Annotated in this window: 17 protein-coding genes, 1 tRNA gene and 2 pseudogenes; 13 read left to right on the top strand and 7 right to left on the bottom strand. The window is 71.0% G+C overall.

Annotated elements, in window-relative coordinates; all coding sequences use genetic code 11:
* The first annotated feature begins 62 nt into the window (after positions 1-62).
* The 8 genes and pseudogenes from ONA70_RS14080 (at position 63) to ONA70_RS14045 (ending at position 6,637) form a co-directional block, all read left to right on the top strand.
* Entirely contained in the window at positions 63-512 is a 450-nt protein-coding gene (locus ONA70_RS14080; protein WP_265006859.1) for a helix-turn-helix transcriptional regulator, read from the top strand.
* 5 nt (positions 513-517) lie between these two features.
* Entirely contained in the window at positions 518-928 is a 411-nt protein-coding gene (locus ONA70_RS14075) for a VOC family protein (protein ID WP_265006858.1), read from the top strand.
* 1 nt (position 929) lies between these two features.
* Positions 930-1,553: a VOC family protein gene (locus tag ONA70_RS14070; RefSeq protein WP_265006857.1), complete on the top strand. Its 624-nt coding sequence runs from the start codon at positions 930-932 to the stop codon at positions 1,551-1,553.
* A 60-nt stretch (positions 1,554-1,613) separates the two neighbouring features.
* Complete coding sequence (locus ONA70_RS14065; protein ID WP_265006856.1) at positions 1,614-4,031, top strand: excinuclease ABC subunit UvrA; 2,418 nt, start codon at positions 1,614-1,616, stop codon at positions 4,029-4,031.
* Between the two features lie 279 nt (positions 4,032-4,310).
* Positions 4,311-4,538, top strand: a pseudogene (locus ONA70_RS14060) (ATP-binding protein); the annotation flags it as partial.
* 8 nt (positions 4,539-4,546) lie between these two features.
* A complete protein-coding gene (locus tag ONA70_RS14055; protein ID WP_265006855.1) occupies positions 4,547-4,744 on the top strand; it encodes a hypothetical protein in 198 nt (65 codons plus the stop codon).
* 125 nt (positions 4,745-4,869) lie between these two features.
* Positions 4,870-5,655, top strand: coding sequence for a maleylpyruvate isomerase N-terminal domain-containing protein (locus ONA70_RS14050; protein WP_265006854.1), 786 nt, complete (start codon positions 4,870-4,872; stop codon positions 5,653-5,655).
* A 70-nt stretch (positions 5,656-5,725) separates the two neighbouring features.
* Positions 5,726-6,637 (top strand): ATP-binding protein, encoded by a 912-nt coding sequence (locus tag ONA70_RS14045; protein WP_265006853.1) that lies wholly within the window; start codon positions 5,726-5,728, stop codon positions 6,635-6,637.
* Positions 6,638-6,730: 93 nt separating this feature from the next.
* Here ONA70_RS14045 and ONA70_RS14040 read toward each other — a convergent pair whose 3' ends face one another.
* The gene (locus ONA70_RS14040) at positions 6,731-7,603 is read right to left on the bottom strand and encodes a dihydrodipicolinate synthase family protein (RefSeq protein ID WP_265006852.1); all 873 of its coding nucleotides are present in this window, start codon (positions 7,601-7,603) and stop codon (positions 6,731-6,733) included.
* Between the two features lie 71 nt (positions 7,604-7,674).
* On the opposite strand from ONA70_RS14040, the pseudogene ONA70_RS14035 reads away from it, so the two are divergent.
* Both ONA70_RS14035 and ONA70_RS14030 read left to right on the top strand, forming a co-directional pair.
* A pseudogene (locus tag ONA70_RS14035) lies at positions 7,675-8,611 on the top strand (LysR family transcriptional regulator).
* 31 nt (positions 8,612-8,642) lie between these two features.
* On the top strand, positions 8,643-8,837 hold the full coding sequence (locus ONA70_RS14030) for a general stress protein CsbD (protein WP_265006851.1): 195 nt from the start codon (positions 8,643-8,645) through the stop codon (positions 8,835-8,837).
* 6 nt (positions 8,838-8,843) lie between these two features.
* Here ONA70_RS14030 and ONA70_RS14025 read toward each other — a convergent pair whose 3' ends face one another.
* Positions 8,844-10,523: a YncE family protein gene (locus tag ONA70_RS14025; protein ID WP_265006850.1), complete on the bottom strand. Its 1,680-nt coding sequence runs from the start codon at positions 10,521-10,523 to the stop codon at positions 8,844-8,846.
* Positions 10,524-11,031: 508 nt separating this feature from the next.
* Between ONA70_RS14025 and ONA70_RS14020 the strand changes: the two genes are divergently transcribed.
* The 3 genes from ONA70_RS14020 to ONA70_RS14010 all read left to right on the top strand — a co-directional run bounded on the left by ONA70_RS14020 (position 11,032) and on the right by ONA70_RS14010 (position 12,759).
* On the top strand, positions 11,032-11,538 hold the full coding sequence (locus tag ONA70_RS14020) for a YcnI family protein (RefSeq protein WP_265006849.1): 507 nt from the start codon (positions 11,032-11,034) through the stop codon (positions 11,536-11,538).
* A gap of 227 nt (positions 11,539-11,765) precedes the next feature.
* Positions 11,766-12,164, top strand: coding sequence for a VOC family protein (locus ONA70_RS14015; protein ID WP_265006848.1), 399 nt, complete (start codon positions 11,766-11,768; stop codon positions 12,162-12,164).
* 1 nt (position 12,165) lies between these two features.
* Complete coding sequence (locus ONA70_RS14010; protein ID WP_265006847.1) at positions 12,166-12,759, top strand: dihydrofolate reductase family protein; 594 nt, start codon at positions 12,166-12,168, stop codon at positions 12,757-12,759.
* Between the two features lie 127 nt (positions 12,760-12,886).
* Here ONA70_RS14010 and ONA70_RS14005 read toward each other — a convergent pair.
* The 5 genes from ONA70_RS14005 to ONA70_RS13985 form a co-directional block, all read right to left on the bottom strand.
* Positions 12,887-12,960, bottom strand: a tRNA-Ala gene (locus tag ONA70_RS14005).
* A gap of 189 nt (positions 12,961-13,149) precedes the next feature.
* A complete protein-coding gene (locus ONA70_RS14000; protein WP_265006846.1) occupies positions 13,150-13,704 on the bottom strand; it encodes a dihydrofolate reductase family protein in 555 nt (184 codons plus the stop codon).
* Between the two features lie 99 nt (positions 13,705-13,803).
* Complete coding sequence (gene sepX, locus ONA70_RS13995; RefSeq protein WP_265006845.1) at positions 13,804-14,586, bottom strand: divisome protein SepX/GlpR; 783 nt, start codon at positions 14,584-14,586, stop codon at positions 13,804-13,806.
* Between the two features lie 178 nt (positions 14,587-14,764).
* Positions 14,765-15,403 carry a GNAT family N-acetyltransferase gene (locus ONA70_RS13990; RefSeq protein WP_265006844.1) on the bottom strand — a complete coding sequence of 213 codons (639 nt, stop codon included), beginning with the start codon at positions 15,401-15,403 and terminating at the stop codon, positions 14,765-14,767.
* On the bottom strand, positions 15,403-16,308 hold a 906-nt coding region (locus ONA70_RS13985), incomplete at its 5' end, for a molybdopterin-binding protein (protein WP_265006843.1). The genes ONA70_RS13985 and ONA70_RS13990, both read right to left, overlap by 1 nt.

The raw sequence follows: 16,308 nt of genomic DNA, 5'->3' as shown, positions 1-16,308 counted from the left end.
GGAGCGCGGCGCACCGCCGGCGGCGCTGGGTAACCCCTGCACGTCGTGGCAGGATTTCGCAGGTGAGCAGCAGTCCCGGCGAAGCCCAGCACCTGCGCGACCTCGCGCGGCTGCGCCGCGTCCGCGACCGGATCGACCGGGAGTACACGCAGCCGCTGAACGTCGAGGCGCTCGCCCGCGGCGTGCACATGTCGGCCGGGCACCTCAGCCGCGAGTTCCGGCTCGCCTACGGAGAGTCACCGTACGCCTACCTGATGACCCGACGCATCGAGCGGGCCATGGCGCTGCTGCGCCGCGGCGACCTCAGCGTCACCGAAGTCTGTTTCGCGGTCGGCTGCTCATCACTGGGCACCTTCAGCACCCGCTTCACCGAGCTGGTCGGCGTGCCGCCCAGCACCTACCGGCGCGACGCGGCACACGCGACGGCCGGCATACCGCCGTGCGTGGCGAAACAGGTGACCAGACCGATCAGGAATCGAGAAGCGCCGGCCGTCGAGCCGCACGTAGCGTGACCGCCATGGACATCACCATTCACCAGACCTTCCTCCCGCAGGACGACCCGGACGCGGCCCTGGCCTTCTACCGCGACACCCTCGGCTTCGAGGTCCGCAACGACGTCGGATTCCAGGGAATGCGCTGGATCACGGTCGGCCCTCCCGGCCAGCCCGCCACGTCAATCGTCCTGTACCCGCCGGCCGCCACCCCCGGCCTCACCGACGACGAGCGCCGCACCATCACCGAGATGATGGCCAAGGGCACCTACGCCAGCATCATCCTCGCCGCCAAGGACCTCGACGCCACCTTCGACCGGCTGCAGGCCAGCGACGCCGAGGTCGTCCAGGAGCCGACCGACCAGCCGTACGGCGTACGCGACTGCGCCTTCCGTGACCCCGCCGGCAACATGGTGCGCATCCAGGAGGTGCGCTGACATGGCCGCCATCGAATCCGTCATCCTCGAGGTGCCCGACCCGACCGCCGCCGACGCCTTCTACGCAGCCGCCTTCGGTCTCGGCCCCCGGATCGGCGTCCGCGCCGCACAGGCACCGACGGCCGGTTTCCGTGGCTTCACGCTGTCGCTCGTGGTGTCCCAGCCGAGCACCGTCGACAGCCTCATCGGCAGCGCTCTCGCCGGCGGCGCCACCACGCTCAAGGCGGCCAAGAAGGGCCTCTGGGGCTACGGCGGGGTCGTGCAGGCCCCGGACGGGACCATCTGGAAGATCGCGACATCCTCGAAGAAGGACACCGGCCCGGCCACCCGCCAGATCGACGACCTGGTGCTGCTCCTCGGAGTCGAGAACGTCAAGGCGAGCAAGCAGTTCTACGTCGACCGCGGCCTGGCCGTGGCGAAGAGCTTCGGCAGCAGGTACGTCGAGTTCCACACCCCGGGGTCGCCCGTCAAGCTGGCGCTCTACGGGCGCCGCGCCGCCGCCAAGGACGCCGGCGTCTCCCCGGACGGCACCGGCTCGCACCGCGTCATCATCGCCGGCGACGCCGGCCCCTTTACCGACCCCGACGGGTTCACCTGGGAAGCCGCGCCGGTCCGGAGCCGGTAGGCTCCCCGCCCGGTCCGCCCACCGGGCTGCCGCGTCCGACCAGCTGGAGAGAATGAGAGCATGGCCACCACGAAGGGCACCGTGTCACCCGAGCCGCACGCCGCCGACAGCCACGACCTGATCCGCGTGCAGGGCGCCCGCGAGAACAACCTCAAGGACATCACCGTCGAACTCCCGAAGCGCCGGCTCACCGTCTTCACGGGCGTCTCCGGCTCGGGCAAGAGTTCGCTGGTGTTCGGCACTATCGCCGCCGAGTCGCAGCGGATGATCAACGAAACCTACAGCGCCTTCGTGCAGGGCTTCATGCCCACGCTGTCGCGGCCCGAGGTCGACGTACTGGAAGGCCTGACCACGGCGATCATCGTCGACCAGGAACGGATGGGCGCCAACCCCCGCTCGACCGTCGGCACCGCCACCGACGCCAACGCGATGCTGCGCATCCTCTTCAGCCGGCTCGGCCAGCCGCACATCGGCTCACCCAACGCGTACTCGTTCAACGTCCCCTCGGTGAAGGCCAGCGGCGCGATCACCGTCGAGCGCGGCGCCGGCAAGACCAAGACCGAGAAGGCGACCTTCCACCGTCTCGGCGGCATGTGCCCCCGCTGCGAGGGCATGGGCTCGGTCACCGACTTCGACCTGTCCGCCCTGTACGACGACACGAAGTCGCTCAACGAGGGCGCACTCACGGTCCCCGGCTACAGCATGGACGGCTGGTACGGCCGCATCTACCGCGGCAGCGGTTTCTTCGACCCCGACAAGCCGATCGGCAAGTACACCAAGAAAGAGCTGCACGACCTGCTCTACAAGGAGCCGACCAAGATCAAGGTCGAGGGCATCAACCTGACCTACGAGGGCCTGATCCCGAAGATCCAGAAGTCGTTCCTGGCCAAGGACGTCGACGCCATGCAGCCGCACATCCGGGCGTTCGTCGACCGGGCGGTGACGTTCACGACCTGCCCCGAGTGCGACGGCACCCGGCTCAGCAAAGAGGCCCGGTCGTCGAAGATCAACGGGAAGAGCATCGCCGACGTGTGCGCGATGCAGATCAGCGACCTGGCCGACTGGGTGCGGGGCCTGGACGAGCCATCGGTGGCGCCACTGCTCACCGGGCTGCAGCACCTCCTCGACTCCTTCACGACGATCGGGTTGGGCTACCTCTCGCTCGACCGCCCCTCCGGCACCCTCTCCGGGGGAGAGGCGCAGCGCACCAAGATGATCCGCCACCTCGGGTCGTCACTCACCGACGTCACCTACGTCTTCGACGAGCCCACGATCGGCCTGCACCCGCACGACATCGAGCGGATGAACCAGCTGCTGCTGCAACTGCGCGACAAGGGCAACACCGTGCTCGTCGTGGAGCACAAGCCCGAGACCATCGCGATCGCCGACCACGTCGTCGACCTCGGCCCCGGGGCCGGCACCCACGGCGGCACCGTCTGCTTCGAGGGCACCGTCGAACAGCTGCGGGGGAGCGACACCACCACCGGCCGCCACCTCGAGTACCGGGCGACGCTCAAGGAAGCGGCACGCGCGTCGTCCGGCGCGCTGCAGATCCGCGGCGCGTCGACGCACAACCTCCAAGCCGTGGACGTCGACATCCCGCTCGGAGTGCTCTGCGTGCTCACGGGAGTCGCCGGCTCCGGCAAGAGCTCACTGATCCACGGCTCGGTCGCCGGACGCGACGGCGTGGTGGTCATCGACCAGGGCACGATCCGCGGCTCGCGCCGGAGCAACCCGGCGACGTACACCGGGCTGCTCGACCCGATCCGCAAGGCGTTCGCGAAGGCCAACGGCGTGAAGCCGGCGCTGTTCAGCTCCAACTCGGAGGGCGCCTGCCCGACCTGCAACGGCGCCGGTGTCATCTACACCGACCTGGGCGTCATGGCCACCGTCGAGTCCACCTGCGAGGAGTGCGAGGGCAAGCGGTTCCAAGCCTCGGTGCTGGAGTACACGCTCGGCGGACGGAACATCGCCGAGGTGCTCGCGATGCCGGTGACCGAGGCCGAGGAGTTCTTCGGCGACGGCGAGGCCCGCACCCCGGCCGCGCACAAGATCCTCGACCGGCTCGCCGACGTCGGGCTCGGCTACCTCAGCCTCGGCCAGCCGCTCACCACGCTGTCCGGCGGCGAGCGGCAGCGGCTCAAGCTGGCCGCGCAGATGGGCGAGAAGGGGGACGTCTACGTTCTCGACGAGCCGACCACCGGCCTGCACCTCGCCGACGTCGAGCAGTTGCTCGGCCTGCTCGACCGGCTCGTCGACTCCGGCAAGTCGGTCATCGTCATCGAGCACCACCAGGCGGTCATGGCGCACGCCGACTGGATCATCGACCTCGGCCCGGGTGCCGGCCACGACGGCGGCCGGGTCGTCTTCGAGGGCACGCCCGCCGACCTTGTCGCCGCTCGCAGCACCCTCACCGGCGAGCATCTCGCGGCCTACTGTCGCGTCTCATTTGACCTGAGCCAGCGGCGTAGCACCTGAGCTGCACTGGCTCAAGATATTGAGAATCGGCGCGGAAGCATGGTTCTCATTATCTTGAGCCAACTTGTGGTGCTTCGTCCAAGCCGGCAGCGCAGCCTCGATACCGGAAGCACCCTCCGGGGAACTGCTACTAGCCGATCCTGCCCAGCAGCATCAGTGAAAGCCCGCAACACGGACGGGATTCCAGCCAGCGGTCGGCTGGGCCGCGACGGCCGGACTGTCGAGACGAGCTGCTTGCCCACTTACGGCCGATCCACCGTGAGAACTCTGCACTCGTACGGCGCCGAGTTGCTGTTCCAGGTACTGACTGAACGCGAGGAGACCAACTCGGTGGCGATCGCGTCCAACGAGTCGTTCTCCGGCTGGACGAAAACCTTCACCGACCCTCGCCTCTGCGCGGCGATCGTCGACCGGCTCACCTTCGGCGGCAACATCATCGAGACCGGCACTGACTCCTACCGCTTCGCCCACGCTCACCGGAAGAACCTGGCCATGGCCGCGGACTGACCCACGCCATGAGCGACCCGGCCATCCCCCCACCAGCCGAACGGGCCGCGCTCAACGCCGCCCTGCTCGCCACCGGCGCCGAGATCGGTTTGTGGAACGACACCGGCCGCCCCGCGCCCTGGCCCGACGACATCGAGGAATGGACACCCGCAACAGAGAATCCGCCACCCGGGCACCCCAGCGTGAGCGGTGCTGTTGCCTTCTGAGGATCGCCGATCTGAGGAAGGGGCGCCCGCGCGTCATCCAAGGGCACGTATCAGTGCCGGGGCGGCCGCCGCGTCGGCTGCAAAATGCGTGTCCGGTCGTCGGAGCACAGTGATAGAAAGCCGGGGTGCACAAAATTCTCACGTTCCCTGATCATCTGCGGCTGATCAACGAACGGTCGACCGCCTTCCGCGCTGCCGTCGCCGCGGCACCCAGCCTTGACCTGCAGGTGCCGACCCATCCCGAGCGGACGCTGTTCGATCTCGTGCAACACGTGGGCATGGGCCGCCGCAAATCAGCCGCCATCGTCGCCGCAGGGCCCGCAGACGCGCCCCCGGAGAAGTCGGCTTGGGAGGACGGCATGGGTGCGCCTCGGGAACGCGAGGCTCTGCTGGCCTGGTGGACCGAGTCCGTCGAGCAGCTGACGAACGCGCTGCGTGAGGCCGGCCCGGACCGCGGTTGTTGGACGTGGTGGGGTGACTCGCCGTCACCGCAAACCTCTGGTGCATGGGCGCGGCGCCAGGTTCCCGAGATCGCGGTGCACACCTACGACGCCCAGCTCACGGTGGGTGCCCCGCAGCCGCTATCAGAGGAGGTCGCCCTCGACGGTTTCGACGACTGCCAGTTCACCCTCTGCGCGACGACGGTCGCCTGGCCACACGAACCCGCCATCGTCGATTACCACGCCACCGAGGGCCACTCCTGGCGCCTTCGGCTTTCCCACGACGGCGCACAGGTCGCCCACCTCACGCCCGCTGCCGGCGAGGACCCCGACACGGCCGACGCCTCCGCCCGGGGCACGGCCAGTGACCTGGTCCTGTTCTTCTACGGCCGCATACCGCTGGATTCGCTGAAGTTCGAAGGCGACCGTCGTATCTTCGATCAGCTCGTAGCCTGGGACCCGTCCGTGTGACAACCGACGACATGCGATCTCGTGCACCCAGAGGCCGAGGCCGCAGCGAAGTCGCAGGTATCCGGCTCGGGTGGCTGCGCTCGTGAACAACGTGGATGTGCTCGTCCTGCATGGATCGCCGGGCTCGGGAAAGTCCACCCTGTCGGGTGCCATAGCGGACCTGCTGCGTGAGTCCGGTTTGGCGAACGCGGTGATCGGCCTCGATGACCTCACCATGGTCTACCCGCACCCCGAGCGGTCTTTCGCGCGCAACAATCTCAGGGCTATCTGGCCCAATTACGCGACTATTGCGGGTTTGCGGCTCGTCAATCCCAGTGTTATCGCGGACGAGGACGAACGGGTGCAGCTTCGCGCTGCCGTGCCGGGTTCACGGTTCGTCGTCTGCGAGCTGACCGCCCCTGAGACGTTCTTGAAGGAACGGGTCGCTGCACGGGAACCGAACGAGTACTGGCGCAGCCGGCTGCGCAACTTCGTCGATCTCTACCAGCAGCGGAGCGATCTTGCGAGGATCCGAGACTTTCAAGTGTCGACCCACGCAAGGTCTGTTGCGGAGGCAGCTCACGAAGGCTTCGGCGCCGGCGCTCCGCCCGGCTGTCGACGCGTTCGTCGGACAAATTCGCTACCCGGCGGCCGGAGCGCAGTGATACACAACCGAGGTGCAAAACATTTTGGAGTTCCCCGAGGTCCTGCGGCTGATCGAAGACCGCTCGGCCGCGTTCCGCGCCGCGATCGCGTCCGCGCCGAGGTCACCAAGGGCACCGGCTCGATCAACCCGTTCTACTTCCGCTGGAAGGGCGCGGACGGCAGTGAGGAGAGCGGCATCTCCGGTGCCTTCTCCGGCTGCGGCAAGCTGCTCAACTCGGGCAACAACCTGCCGGCCGGCACCAAGCGCACCGGCCAGCTCGTCCTCGACGTGAAGGACAAGAACGGCGTGGTGGAGTACCAGCACAACTTCCAGGCCGCCGGCTCCTGGAAGCCCTGAGCCGAGTCGCCCCACGACGGGGGCCGGTCCCACCCGGGGCCGGCCCCCGTCCGCGTCTTCCGCGATCCATCCCGGCCGTCGCCCCGTCATCGGTCACGCCGGGATCGCCGCCAGGGCGGCCGCGTACCGGAGGGCCTGCGCGGTGGCCGTCGGGGTGGCGGGCAGCAGCGGCGGGCGGACCGCCGGGGTCGGGATCCGGCCCCGGGCGTGCAGCACCGCCTTGATCACCGCGGGGTTGGGCTCGGCGAACAGCGCCCGGGAGAGGGTGGCGAGCCGGTGGCCGAGCGGCCGGGCTCGGGCGACGTCGCCGGTCCGCCAGGCCGCGACCAGCGCGGCGAAGTCGGCCGTGGCGACGTGCGCCGAGGCCAGGATGCCGCCGTGCCCGCCGAGGGCGAGCAGGGGTGAGACGTACGCGTCGTCGCCGCCGAGCACGGCGAAACCCGGGGGTACGTCGGCCAGGAAGGCAACGGTGTCCGCGTCGATCCCGCCCACCGCGTGCTTGATCCCCACGATCCCGGGCAGCTCGGCCAGCCGGCGCAGCGCCCCGGCGGAGAGCTCCTGCCCGGTCCGGTACGGCACGTGGTAGACGACCAGCGGCACCGGGGACGCCTCGGCCAGCCGGGCGAAGTGGGCCAGCACCGCCTCCGCGCCGGGTCGCAGGAACGGCGGCACCAGGCAGAGCGCCGCCGCGACGTCGCCGCCCAACGCCCGCAACGCCTCGAGGGTGTGCGCACCGACCAGCAGCGCGGCCCGGCGTTCCCGGCAGACCCCGGCGACCAGGTCGACCACCGCCCGCCGTTCCGCGTCGTCCAGCGCGTGCGGCTCGGCGGTGGTGCCCAGCGCGACCAGGCCGGTGGCCCCGGCGTCCAGCACCTCGTGGGCGAGGGCGGCGAGGGCGTCGCGGTCGACCCCGCCCCGCTCGTCGAAGGGCGTGATCAGCGGTACGTACAACCCGTGCAACGTCATGCCTCCAGGCTGCGCGCATGAACGGTGAAGAACCAGTTCAGGTTGCTCAACGGATACGTAAGCTGAGCTTCATGCTCGACGTCCGCCGCCTGCGGCTGCTGCGGGACCTGGCCCGGCTCGGCACCATCGCCGCCGTCGCCGAGGCGCACACCTACACGCCGTCCGCCGTCTCCCAGCAGCTCGCCGCCCTGCAACGGGAGGCCGGGGTCGCGCTGCTGGAACGCGCCGGCCGCCGGGTCACCCTCACCGCCACCGGGGAGGCACTGGTCCGGCACACCGAGGTGGTCCTCGCCGCACTGGAGGCCGCCGACGCCACCCTCGCCGCCGCCCGGGGCGGCCTCACCGGCCACGGTACGCATCGGGGCGTACCCGAGCGCGGTGCGTACCCTGCTGCCGCCGGCCCTGGTCGCGCTGGCCCGCGACCACCCGGCGCTGGACCTGATGGTCACCGAACTGGACCCGGTCGACGTGCCGGACGCGCTGCGCGACCGCCGCCTGGACGTGGCCCTCGCGCACGACTACGACGTGGTGCCGACCGCCCCCGATCCGGCGCTCGACTCGACACCGCTGCTGGCGGAGACCGTCTACCTGGCCGTGCCGGCCACGATGGACGTGGCGACGCTGGCGGACGTCCGGCACGCCGAATGGATCCTGGCCAGCCCCGGCACCCTCTGCCACACGGTGGCGCTGCACGCCTGCCGGCTCGCCGGCTACCCGCCGACAATCCGCCACCACGCCGACGACTTCACCGCGATGCTGGCGCTGGTGGCCGCCGGCCAGGGCGTCGGCCTGGTCCCGGAACTCGCCGCCGGCCAGCCCCCGGACGGGGTCCGCCTCGTCCCGCTCGACCTGCGACGACGTACCCGGATCGCGTACCGCAAGGGGGCGGGCGACCATCCGGCGGTCGCCGCCTGCGTCGCGGCGCTGCGCGCCGCCGCCCGGGATGGCGCCCCTCGGGTGACGGGGTTTCCACCCGCCCTCGGTGGGGACGCGGGTGAGGAGCGGTAACCCCGTTCGCCCACGACGGCAGGGAGGCGACATGAGCTCCACCGAGCGGTCGAAGGACAACCTTGAGCAGGTGGCCGGGCCGGCCCGGGCCCGGATGGGCGACATGACCCGGCCCGAACGCGCCGAGGCGGAACAGGCGATGCGTCAGGACGAGATCCGGGGCAAACAGCCCGGTGAGCACGTCCAGAAGGACGCCCGGGACGCCCGGGACGACTTCACCACCTGATCACCCTCAGTAGCCGCGGAACACCCCGGGCTTCCAGAGGAACCCGTACGTACGCACCGAAGCCTCGGCAGGCGCGTAGCGCTCGTCGCCGGCGAAGCTCGCGCTGAACGTGACCCGCTGGTACGTCGGGTAGGTGGCCATCAACTTGCCGTACCCGTCCACTTTGCCGCAGGTGAGCGTCTTGCGGGCCTGCCCGTAGGGCTGGGCGTACAGGCAGACCGTGCGGTTGGTGTAGGTGGCGCCGAGTTGGGCGGTCACCGACGCGCGGCGGCCGGTGGTCGCCTTCGCCGTGACGCTCAACGCGGTGGCGGCGCGCGAGACCTGCACGGTGGCCGACTGGCTCGTGCCCGGGTGCGTGGCGTCGCCGGGGAAGGTCACGGTGTAGGTGTTGGCCGCGCCGACCAGCGGCGTGTCGGAGAAGGAGAACGACCCGTCCGCGGCGGTGGTGACGTCCGGCAGCGGGTGACCGCCGGTGATGTCCTGCTTCGCGACCTTCAACGTCCACGGCGTCGACACGGTCGCACCGACGAACGCCAGCTTCCCCTGGACGGTGAGCGGCGCGGCGCGGGTGCTCGTCGTCGGCGCGGACAGCAGGAGCGAGGATCCGGTGGTGCCGAAGTCGGTCAGCACCCGCAGGGCCGGGTTCTTCCGGTCCTGATCGGTGGTGACGGCGTAGAGCGTGCGGCTGTCGGCGCTGACGGCGAGGCCCCGCACCTGAAGGTGGTTGCCGGGCGGGAGGGCGTATCGGCGGACCACGGTCCCGTCCGGCCGCTCGACGTGGATCGAATCACTCTCGCTGGCGCCGAGGACGATGAAGGAACCGTTCGGGGACGTCGTCACGGCCGTCGGCCAGGTCCCGGACGGGTACGTGCCCGCCGGCGACAGGTCCGCCGCCGAGAACGCCACGTGCTCGGCCGCCACCACGCGGGAGTTCGACTGTGGGTCCCACAGGTAGGAGCAGCCGAGGATCACCTTGTCGGCCGTCAGCACGGCGTCGTGCAGGCCGGTGCAGGTTTCTCCGGCCAGGGACGCGACATGCGACGGCGTCCCGGACGAGACGTCGTACAGACCCGGCTCGCCCGAGATGGGGAACGAGACGCTGGACCGGTTCACCAGCAGCAGCAGATTCGGGTTGGCCGGGGTGCTCCGGAGCAGCGGCGGGTAGTAGTACTGGCCGTTGAGGGGCAGGTCCAGGGCGACGACCGGCGTCGCCCCGCGTACGTCGATCGACCCCAGCTTGCCCTTGCCCGACTGGCATCCGTAGCCGATGTAGATCTTCCCACCGGCTGGCGCCAGCCAGGTGGGACAGGTGCTCGCGCCGGTGCTGTAGCGGCGCTTCTCGGCCAGCGTGGTGGTGTCGATCGCGGCGACCGCGTCCGCGTCGGCGAGGGCCACGTAAAGGGTCGAGCCGTCCGGGCTCAGCGCCATGCCGCTGGCGCCCGGCAGGTCCGGAATCGTCCGCTGCGCGCCGCCGGACAGGTCCGTCACCCGCACGCCCGAGCGCTGCCGCCCCTGGCTGAAGAACAGCCGGCCGTGCGCCGAGTCGACCACCATCTCCGCGTACGCGTCGATGCCGAGCCCGACCACGCCGTCGGCGTACGCCGCGCCGGAACCGATCGGCGCCACCACGCCGAGAGCGACGCCCAGCGCCGCGACCATCAGGCGTGCGACCGCTTTGACGCGCACGTCCGACCTCCCGCCCCCGTGACAAGGATCGGCGCTTTCGTGCCGAAGATGTGGGCACGAGCCTAGAGCGCGGGTCGCCGCGGGAGGAAGGCGGCCCACGTTGCCAGGGCGGGTACCGGGCTGTCCGACCCGGACACCTCTCGAGCCGGAAGGCCGGCCCATCGCCGGAGCGGAGCTGAGGGGCCGGGAGCGCTGACCCCTACCCGCGAACCGGCGGCATCGTGGTGTGGCCAGGACGGTTCTGGGGTCGCCGGCGCTGCCGACAGCGGGCGGGACAGCGCCGCTACGCGGCCCGATGTTTCTGCTGGTCACGGCGCACCCAACCGCGTCGCCACGCCGGTCAGCGCGCGAGGACCGGTCCGCTCGTGACCGCCCACCACCGGCCCGACCGGACGGCAGCAATCTGAGCGAAGACACGGCCGCAGGCCCTCACCATGCTGAGTCCGGTGCTGGGCCGGGGGCGGACAGCCTGACGGCGACGAGCATCGCGAGCCTCTGGAGGAGACGAGTGATCAAACTGATGCGACGTGCCGGTGTCGTCCTGGTGGCCGCAGCTGTGGCGGTCGGCGTCGCCGCCGTGCCGGCCAGCGCCCACGTGGTGACCACGCCCAACACCGCGGACACCAAGTTCTTCCACACCGCCTTCCGGGTCGGGCACGGCTGCGCCGGCTCGCCGACCACGGCCGTACGGGTGCACATTCCCGATGGCCTGCACCTCGTCACCCCGGACCCGGTCCCCGGCTGGGAGGTCCAGGTGACCCGGGCGGTCGGCGAGGGTGTCGGCTACGGCCGGATCACCGAGGTGGCGTGGGTCGGCGGACCGCTGGCCGACCACGACGTCCAACTGTTCGGCCTGGGCTTCCGGATCGACGAGAAGGCCCCTGAGGTGCTGTGGTTCCCGACCGTGCAGGAGTGCGAGGTGGGCGAGACCCGCTGGGAGCAGATTCCGCCCAGCGTGGCCGAATGGCACAGCGTGCCGAGCCCGGCCCCGTACGTGATCAACACGGCCTGGTAGCACGACCGGCGGTCGTGCCGCGGTTCGTGACGCCGAGATCGCCCTCGGGGCCGGGTCCGCGAGCGGATGGTCGCCACCAGCCGCTCCAGGCGGCCCCGAGGGAAAGATCCGCCGGTGGCTCACCGTCGACACCGCCGAGTAGAACGCTCGGCGCCGGACGATGAGTTTCGAAAGGTCAGCCGGTCGGTAACGGTGACAGTTCTCCGCTCCGACCTGGAGTTACCACGATGCCTAGTTCCCCCGTAGTCGTCAGCCTGCCGATAGCTGACCGCCCGACATCGCACCGCTTCTACTCCGAGGCACTCGGCCTGACGACGGTCGGTGAACCGGCGGCGGACGGGATCCCCGAGCCGCTGCAGTTCACCGTGAACGACGGCTTGCGGTTGATGCTGGTGCCGAGCGGGGGCTTCGGCTGGGTCATCGGCGACCACGAGGTCGCCGACCGGGGCCGCAGTGAGTGCGTGCTCGGTCTGACCGCCCAGAGCCCCGCCGAGGTAAACCGGATCGTCGAACAGGCCCGGTCTGCGGGCGCCCGAGTCGTGACGCCGCCAGCCGCGCAGCCGTGGGGCTACGCCGGCACATTCGCCGATCCCGACGGCCACCTCTGGCTGGTGACGGCGGCCTGACATGCGGAAATTGATCGCAGATGAATGGATGACCCTCGACGGGGTCGTCCAGGCCCCCGGCTACGACGGGGAGGACAGCGACGGCGGCTTCCGGCACGGCGGCTGGCACATGCGCCACATCGACGACATGACGACGAACTGGGTCACCAGGAGCACGGCGGAAACTGGTGGTTTCCTGTTCGGCCGCCGGACGTACGAGATCTTCGCAGCGTTCTGGCCGACCGCTCCCGACGAGCTCGCCGCGCTCGCCGAGGTGCTCAACAACCGGCCGAAATACGTCGCCTCGGCGACGCTCACCGAACCGCTCACGTGGCAGAACTCCACGGTCCTGCAGGGCGACATCGCCAGGGCCGTGGCGTCGCTGAAGCAGGAAGACGGCGCAGACCTCCACGTCGTCGGCAGCTCCCGGCTGACCCGGACCCTCATCGAGCACAACCTCGTTGACGAACTCCGAATCCTCATCGAGCCGGTCCTCGTCGGCGGCGGCAAGCGCATCTTCCCCGACGACGGCACCTTTCGGCAGCTGCGGCTCACCGGGAGCCAGGTGACGACCACCGGTGTCATCATCGCCACCTACACCACAGGCCAGTCCTGAAGCTCACGGGAGAAACGGGCGGGCACCGGCCTCCGGCGCCCGCCCTTCGCCATGTTGTGGGCCCGGTTCAGGCCCTGTTCATCGAAAAGGCCGCCTCCCACGATGGGAAACGGCCTTTGAGCTGGGGTGGAGCTGAGGGGATTTGAACCCCTGACCCCCTCGATGCGAACGAGGTGCGCTACCGGTCTGCGCCACAGCCCCTCCGCTGGCGTACCAGCGTCGGTCCCACCCGACTTTCACTGGGCGGGCCGGCGACAAGGCTAACAGGTCTGCTCCCTCCCACGCGAACTGCCCCACCGGATGAGGAGATCTTGGAAGGAAAAGGCCCTCAGAGGGGCGCAAAGCTTCCAAGATCTCCGAGTGGAAGCGACGAGCCACCGACCGTGCGGATCAGGCGGGGACGTAGGCGAGGTTGAGCACGCCACTCTTGAAGGTTTCGTGGCGCGCCAGCCGCAGCGGGTAGGTCGGGGTCTCCTCGAAGAGCCGCTGCCCGCTCCCCACGGCGATCGGGTGCACCAGCAGCCGCAACTCGTCCAGCAGCCCGTTGGCCAGCAGCCAGCGCACCGTGGTGGTGCTGCCCGACATGGCGATCTCCCCGTCGGACCGCTCCTTGATCTCCCGCAGCCGGGCCGCGACCTGCTCGGACTCGCCGGTGAGCAGGGTGGTGTTCTGCCAGGTCGCCTCGGTGAGGGTGTTGGACAGGACGTACTTCGGCACCGAGTTGATGAAGCCCGCGAAGCCGCCGTCGTCGCCGTCGGCCTTGTTCGGCCAGTACTCGGCCCACTCCTGGTACTGCTTGCGCCCCATCAGGAACGCCGTGGCCCGCTCCACACCGTGGCCCACCGCCGCGCCCATCTCGTCGTCGAAGTAGGGGAAGTGCCACTGGTCCGGCCGCTCCACGACACCGTCGAGCGAGATGAAGAAGTTCGACACGATCTTGGCCATGATGTGCTCCCTGTGCGTCGGTGGCGGCCGGCCCTACGCCGGCCTTCACCAACCCGTCGAACGGCACCCGCCGGATTCGACACCGCCCGGAGAAAAAATTCAGGCGCCGCGGCCGGACTGGTAGGGGCGACCGCGCAGGCCGCCCGCCCGCCGGTAGGAGACCGAGCCGCCGCTGGCCGCCGACGGCAGGTCCGCCGGCCGGTCCAGGCCCATCGCGGTACGCCGGACCGCCTCGCGCTGGGCGGCCAGCCGCCGCTGCGCCTCCCGCCGGGCCGCGGCGCGACGGGCCTGCTCACGGCGCACCTCAGCCTGCCGGGCGGCCAGCCAGGCGGCCTCCCGGGCCTCCGCGCGCCGTCGCCGGCGTTCGGCCAGGGCCCGCTGCCGCAGGTGTACGACGTACGCGACGAGCAGGGTGCCGGTCACCGAGACGCTGATCCAGAACCCGGGACTGACCAGCACCACGCCGATCAGCTCGACGAAGTTGAGCAGCAGCAGCGCGGCCAGCACCCGTCGGCGGCGGTAGATCGCCGGGGTGTGCCGCCGCTTCGGGGGGTGCCGTCGGCGGGACTTGGCCGGGGCCGGCGGGAGCGACCGGAGCCGGTTGGAGCGGCGGCCCGCCGGAGGCGCGGAGACCGGCGGAGCCAGACTCCCCGTACCGGAATCCTCACTGAGGGTGATGACAAGCGAGCGGGGTGGGTGGAGGGGCCGCCGTCCGGGCACGGTGCGACGCCGACGGCGGCGCTGGAGCACCCGCGCCGTCGACTGCGCCCGCTCCGCCACCAGCCGCTCGGTGGCGTCGTACCGGCGAACCAGCGCCGGCGCGAGGGCGAGCAGGCCGGCGGCGGCGAGGACGGCGAGGAGCACCGAGGTCGGCACCCTCACCCCTCCCGTCACCGAATTCGGGGCGAGCGCCGCTCCGCCGCACCTTCTTCCGTCGCCCGTCGTTCACGGCGCAGATCGTGCGGTCGCGCAGCGCTTGCCACAGCTTGCAGTTACTTGAGGTTACGGGCCGCCGACCCGTTCACCCGGATGCCGCGCCGGGCGTGGCGGGTGGGACGGTTCACCCTCGGCTGTCACGTACGCGGTGCCACCGCGCCAGCAGGCCGCCCTCGGCGGCCACTTCCTCGCTGGTCATGGCGTACCCGATGTGGTCGCGCCAGGCGCCGTCGATGTGCATGTACCGGACGTGGTAGGCCTCCTCGCGGATGCCGAGCTTCTCCACCACCCGCCGGGACGGGGTGTTCTCCGGCCGGATGTTCACCTCGACCCGGTGCAGCCCGCCGGGGCCGAACGCGTGATCCACCGCGAGTGCCACCGCCGTGGGGATCACCCCGCGACCGGCCACCCGGGAGTCCACCCAGTAGCCGACGTACCCGGAGCAGAACGCCCGGCGAACGATGCTGCCCAGGTTGAGGTGCCCGACCAGGCGTTCCCGCCCGTCCTCGCGCAGGCAGACGGCGAACGGCATGCTCTCGCCGGTACGCGCCGACCGCCGCTGGTCGGCGTGGACGAAGCGGAACGCGGCCGGCGAGTTCGACTCGTCCCAGCTCCCGGGCAGGTGGGACTCCCATGGGGACAGCCAGGCCCGGTTGGCGCGCCGGATCTCCGACCACGCCGTCGCGTCGGAGCGCTTGTACGGCCGCAGCACCACCGGGCCGTCCACCAGCACCGCCGGCCAGCCCGGCGGCCGTCGGAACATCACCGGCGTCGGTCCAACAGGAGCACGTCCACGGTCGATCCGGCAGCGGCCGTGGTGACCCGCTCGCCGAGGACCAGCAGGCCGTTCGCCTCGGCCAGGCCGGAGAGGGTGAACGGGCCGCCGGCGAGCGGCTGGACGGTGTACCCGCCGCCGCGGCGCTCGGCCACGTGCGCCGGGCGGAACTCGCGCAGCCCGGCCGGGGACGAGACCGTCTCCAGCAGGTGCGCGCGCACGCTGGGCCGGAACACCGGCTCGGCGCCCGCCAGCAGTTGGATGGCCGGCCGGGCCAGCACCTCGAAGCCGATCAGCGCCGCGCCGGGCTCACCGGGAAGACACACCACCGGCACCTCCTCGGCGCCGACCGTACCGAATCCGAGGGCCGTTCCGGGATAGAGGGCCACCTCTGTGAAGGTGACCGGCCCGGCACGGCCGCCCTCCCGCCGGGACAGGATCCGGCGGACCATGTCACCGGGGCCGGTGCCGGTGCCGCCGGTGGTGATGATCAGGTCGGCCCGCAGGGTCTGGTCCTCCAGCAGGCCGCGCAGCCCCTCCGGGTCGTCGTCGCAGATCCCCACCCGGTACGCGAGCGCGCCCGCCTCGGCCGCGGCGGCGGTCAGCGCGTGCGAGTTGGCGTCCACCACCTGCCCGGGCTGGCTGCCCCGGCCGACGTCGACCAGTTCGTCCCCGGTGGCCACGATGACCACCCGGGGGCTGGGCCGGACCACCACGTGCCCGATGCCGGTAGCGGCGAAGACGGCGACCAGGGCCGGCGAGACGTACGTGCCGGCGCGGGCGAGCAGGGTGCCGGCGGGCAGTTCCGCACCGGCCCGGCGGACGCCGTACCCCCGCTTGGGGGCGCGGAAGATCTCCACCGCGGCCATGCCCTGGTCGGTCCACTCCACCGG

Origin of the sequence: Micromonospora yasonensis (assembly GCF_026013475.1) — a bacterium.
Taxonomy (GTDB): Bacteria; Actinomycetota; Actinomycetes; order Mycobacteriales; family Micromonosporaceae; genus Micromonospora; species Micromonospora yasonensis.
The sequence above is the reverse complement of the archived record's forward strand: the minus strand, read 5'-3'. Positions and strand labels throughout refer to the sequence as shown.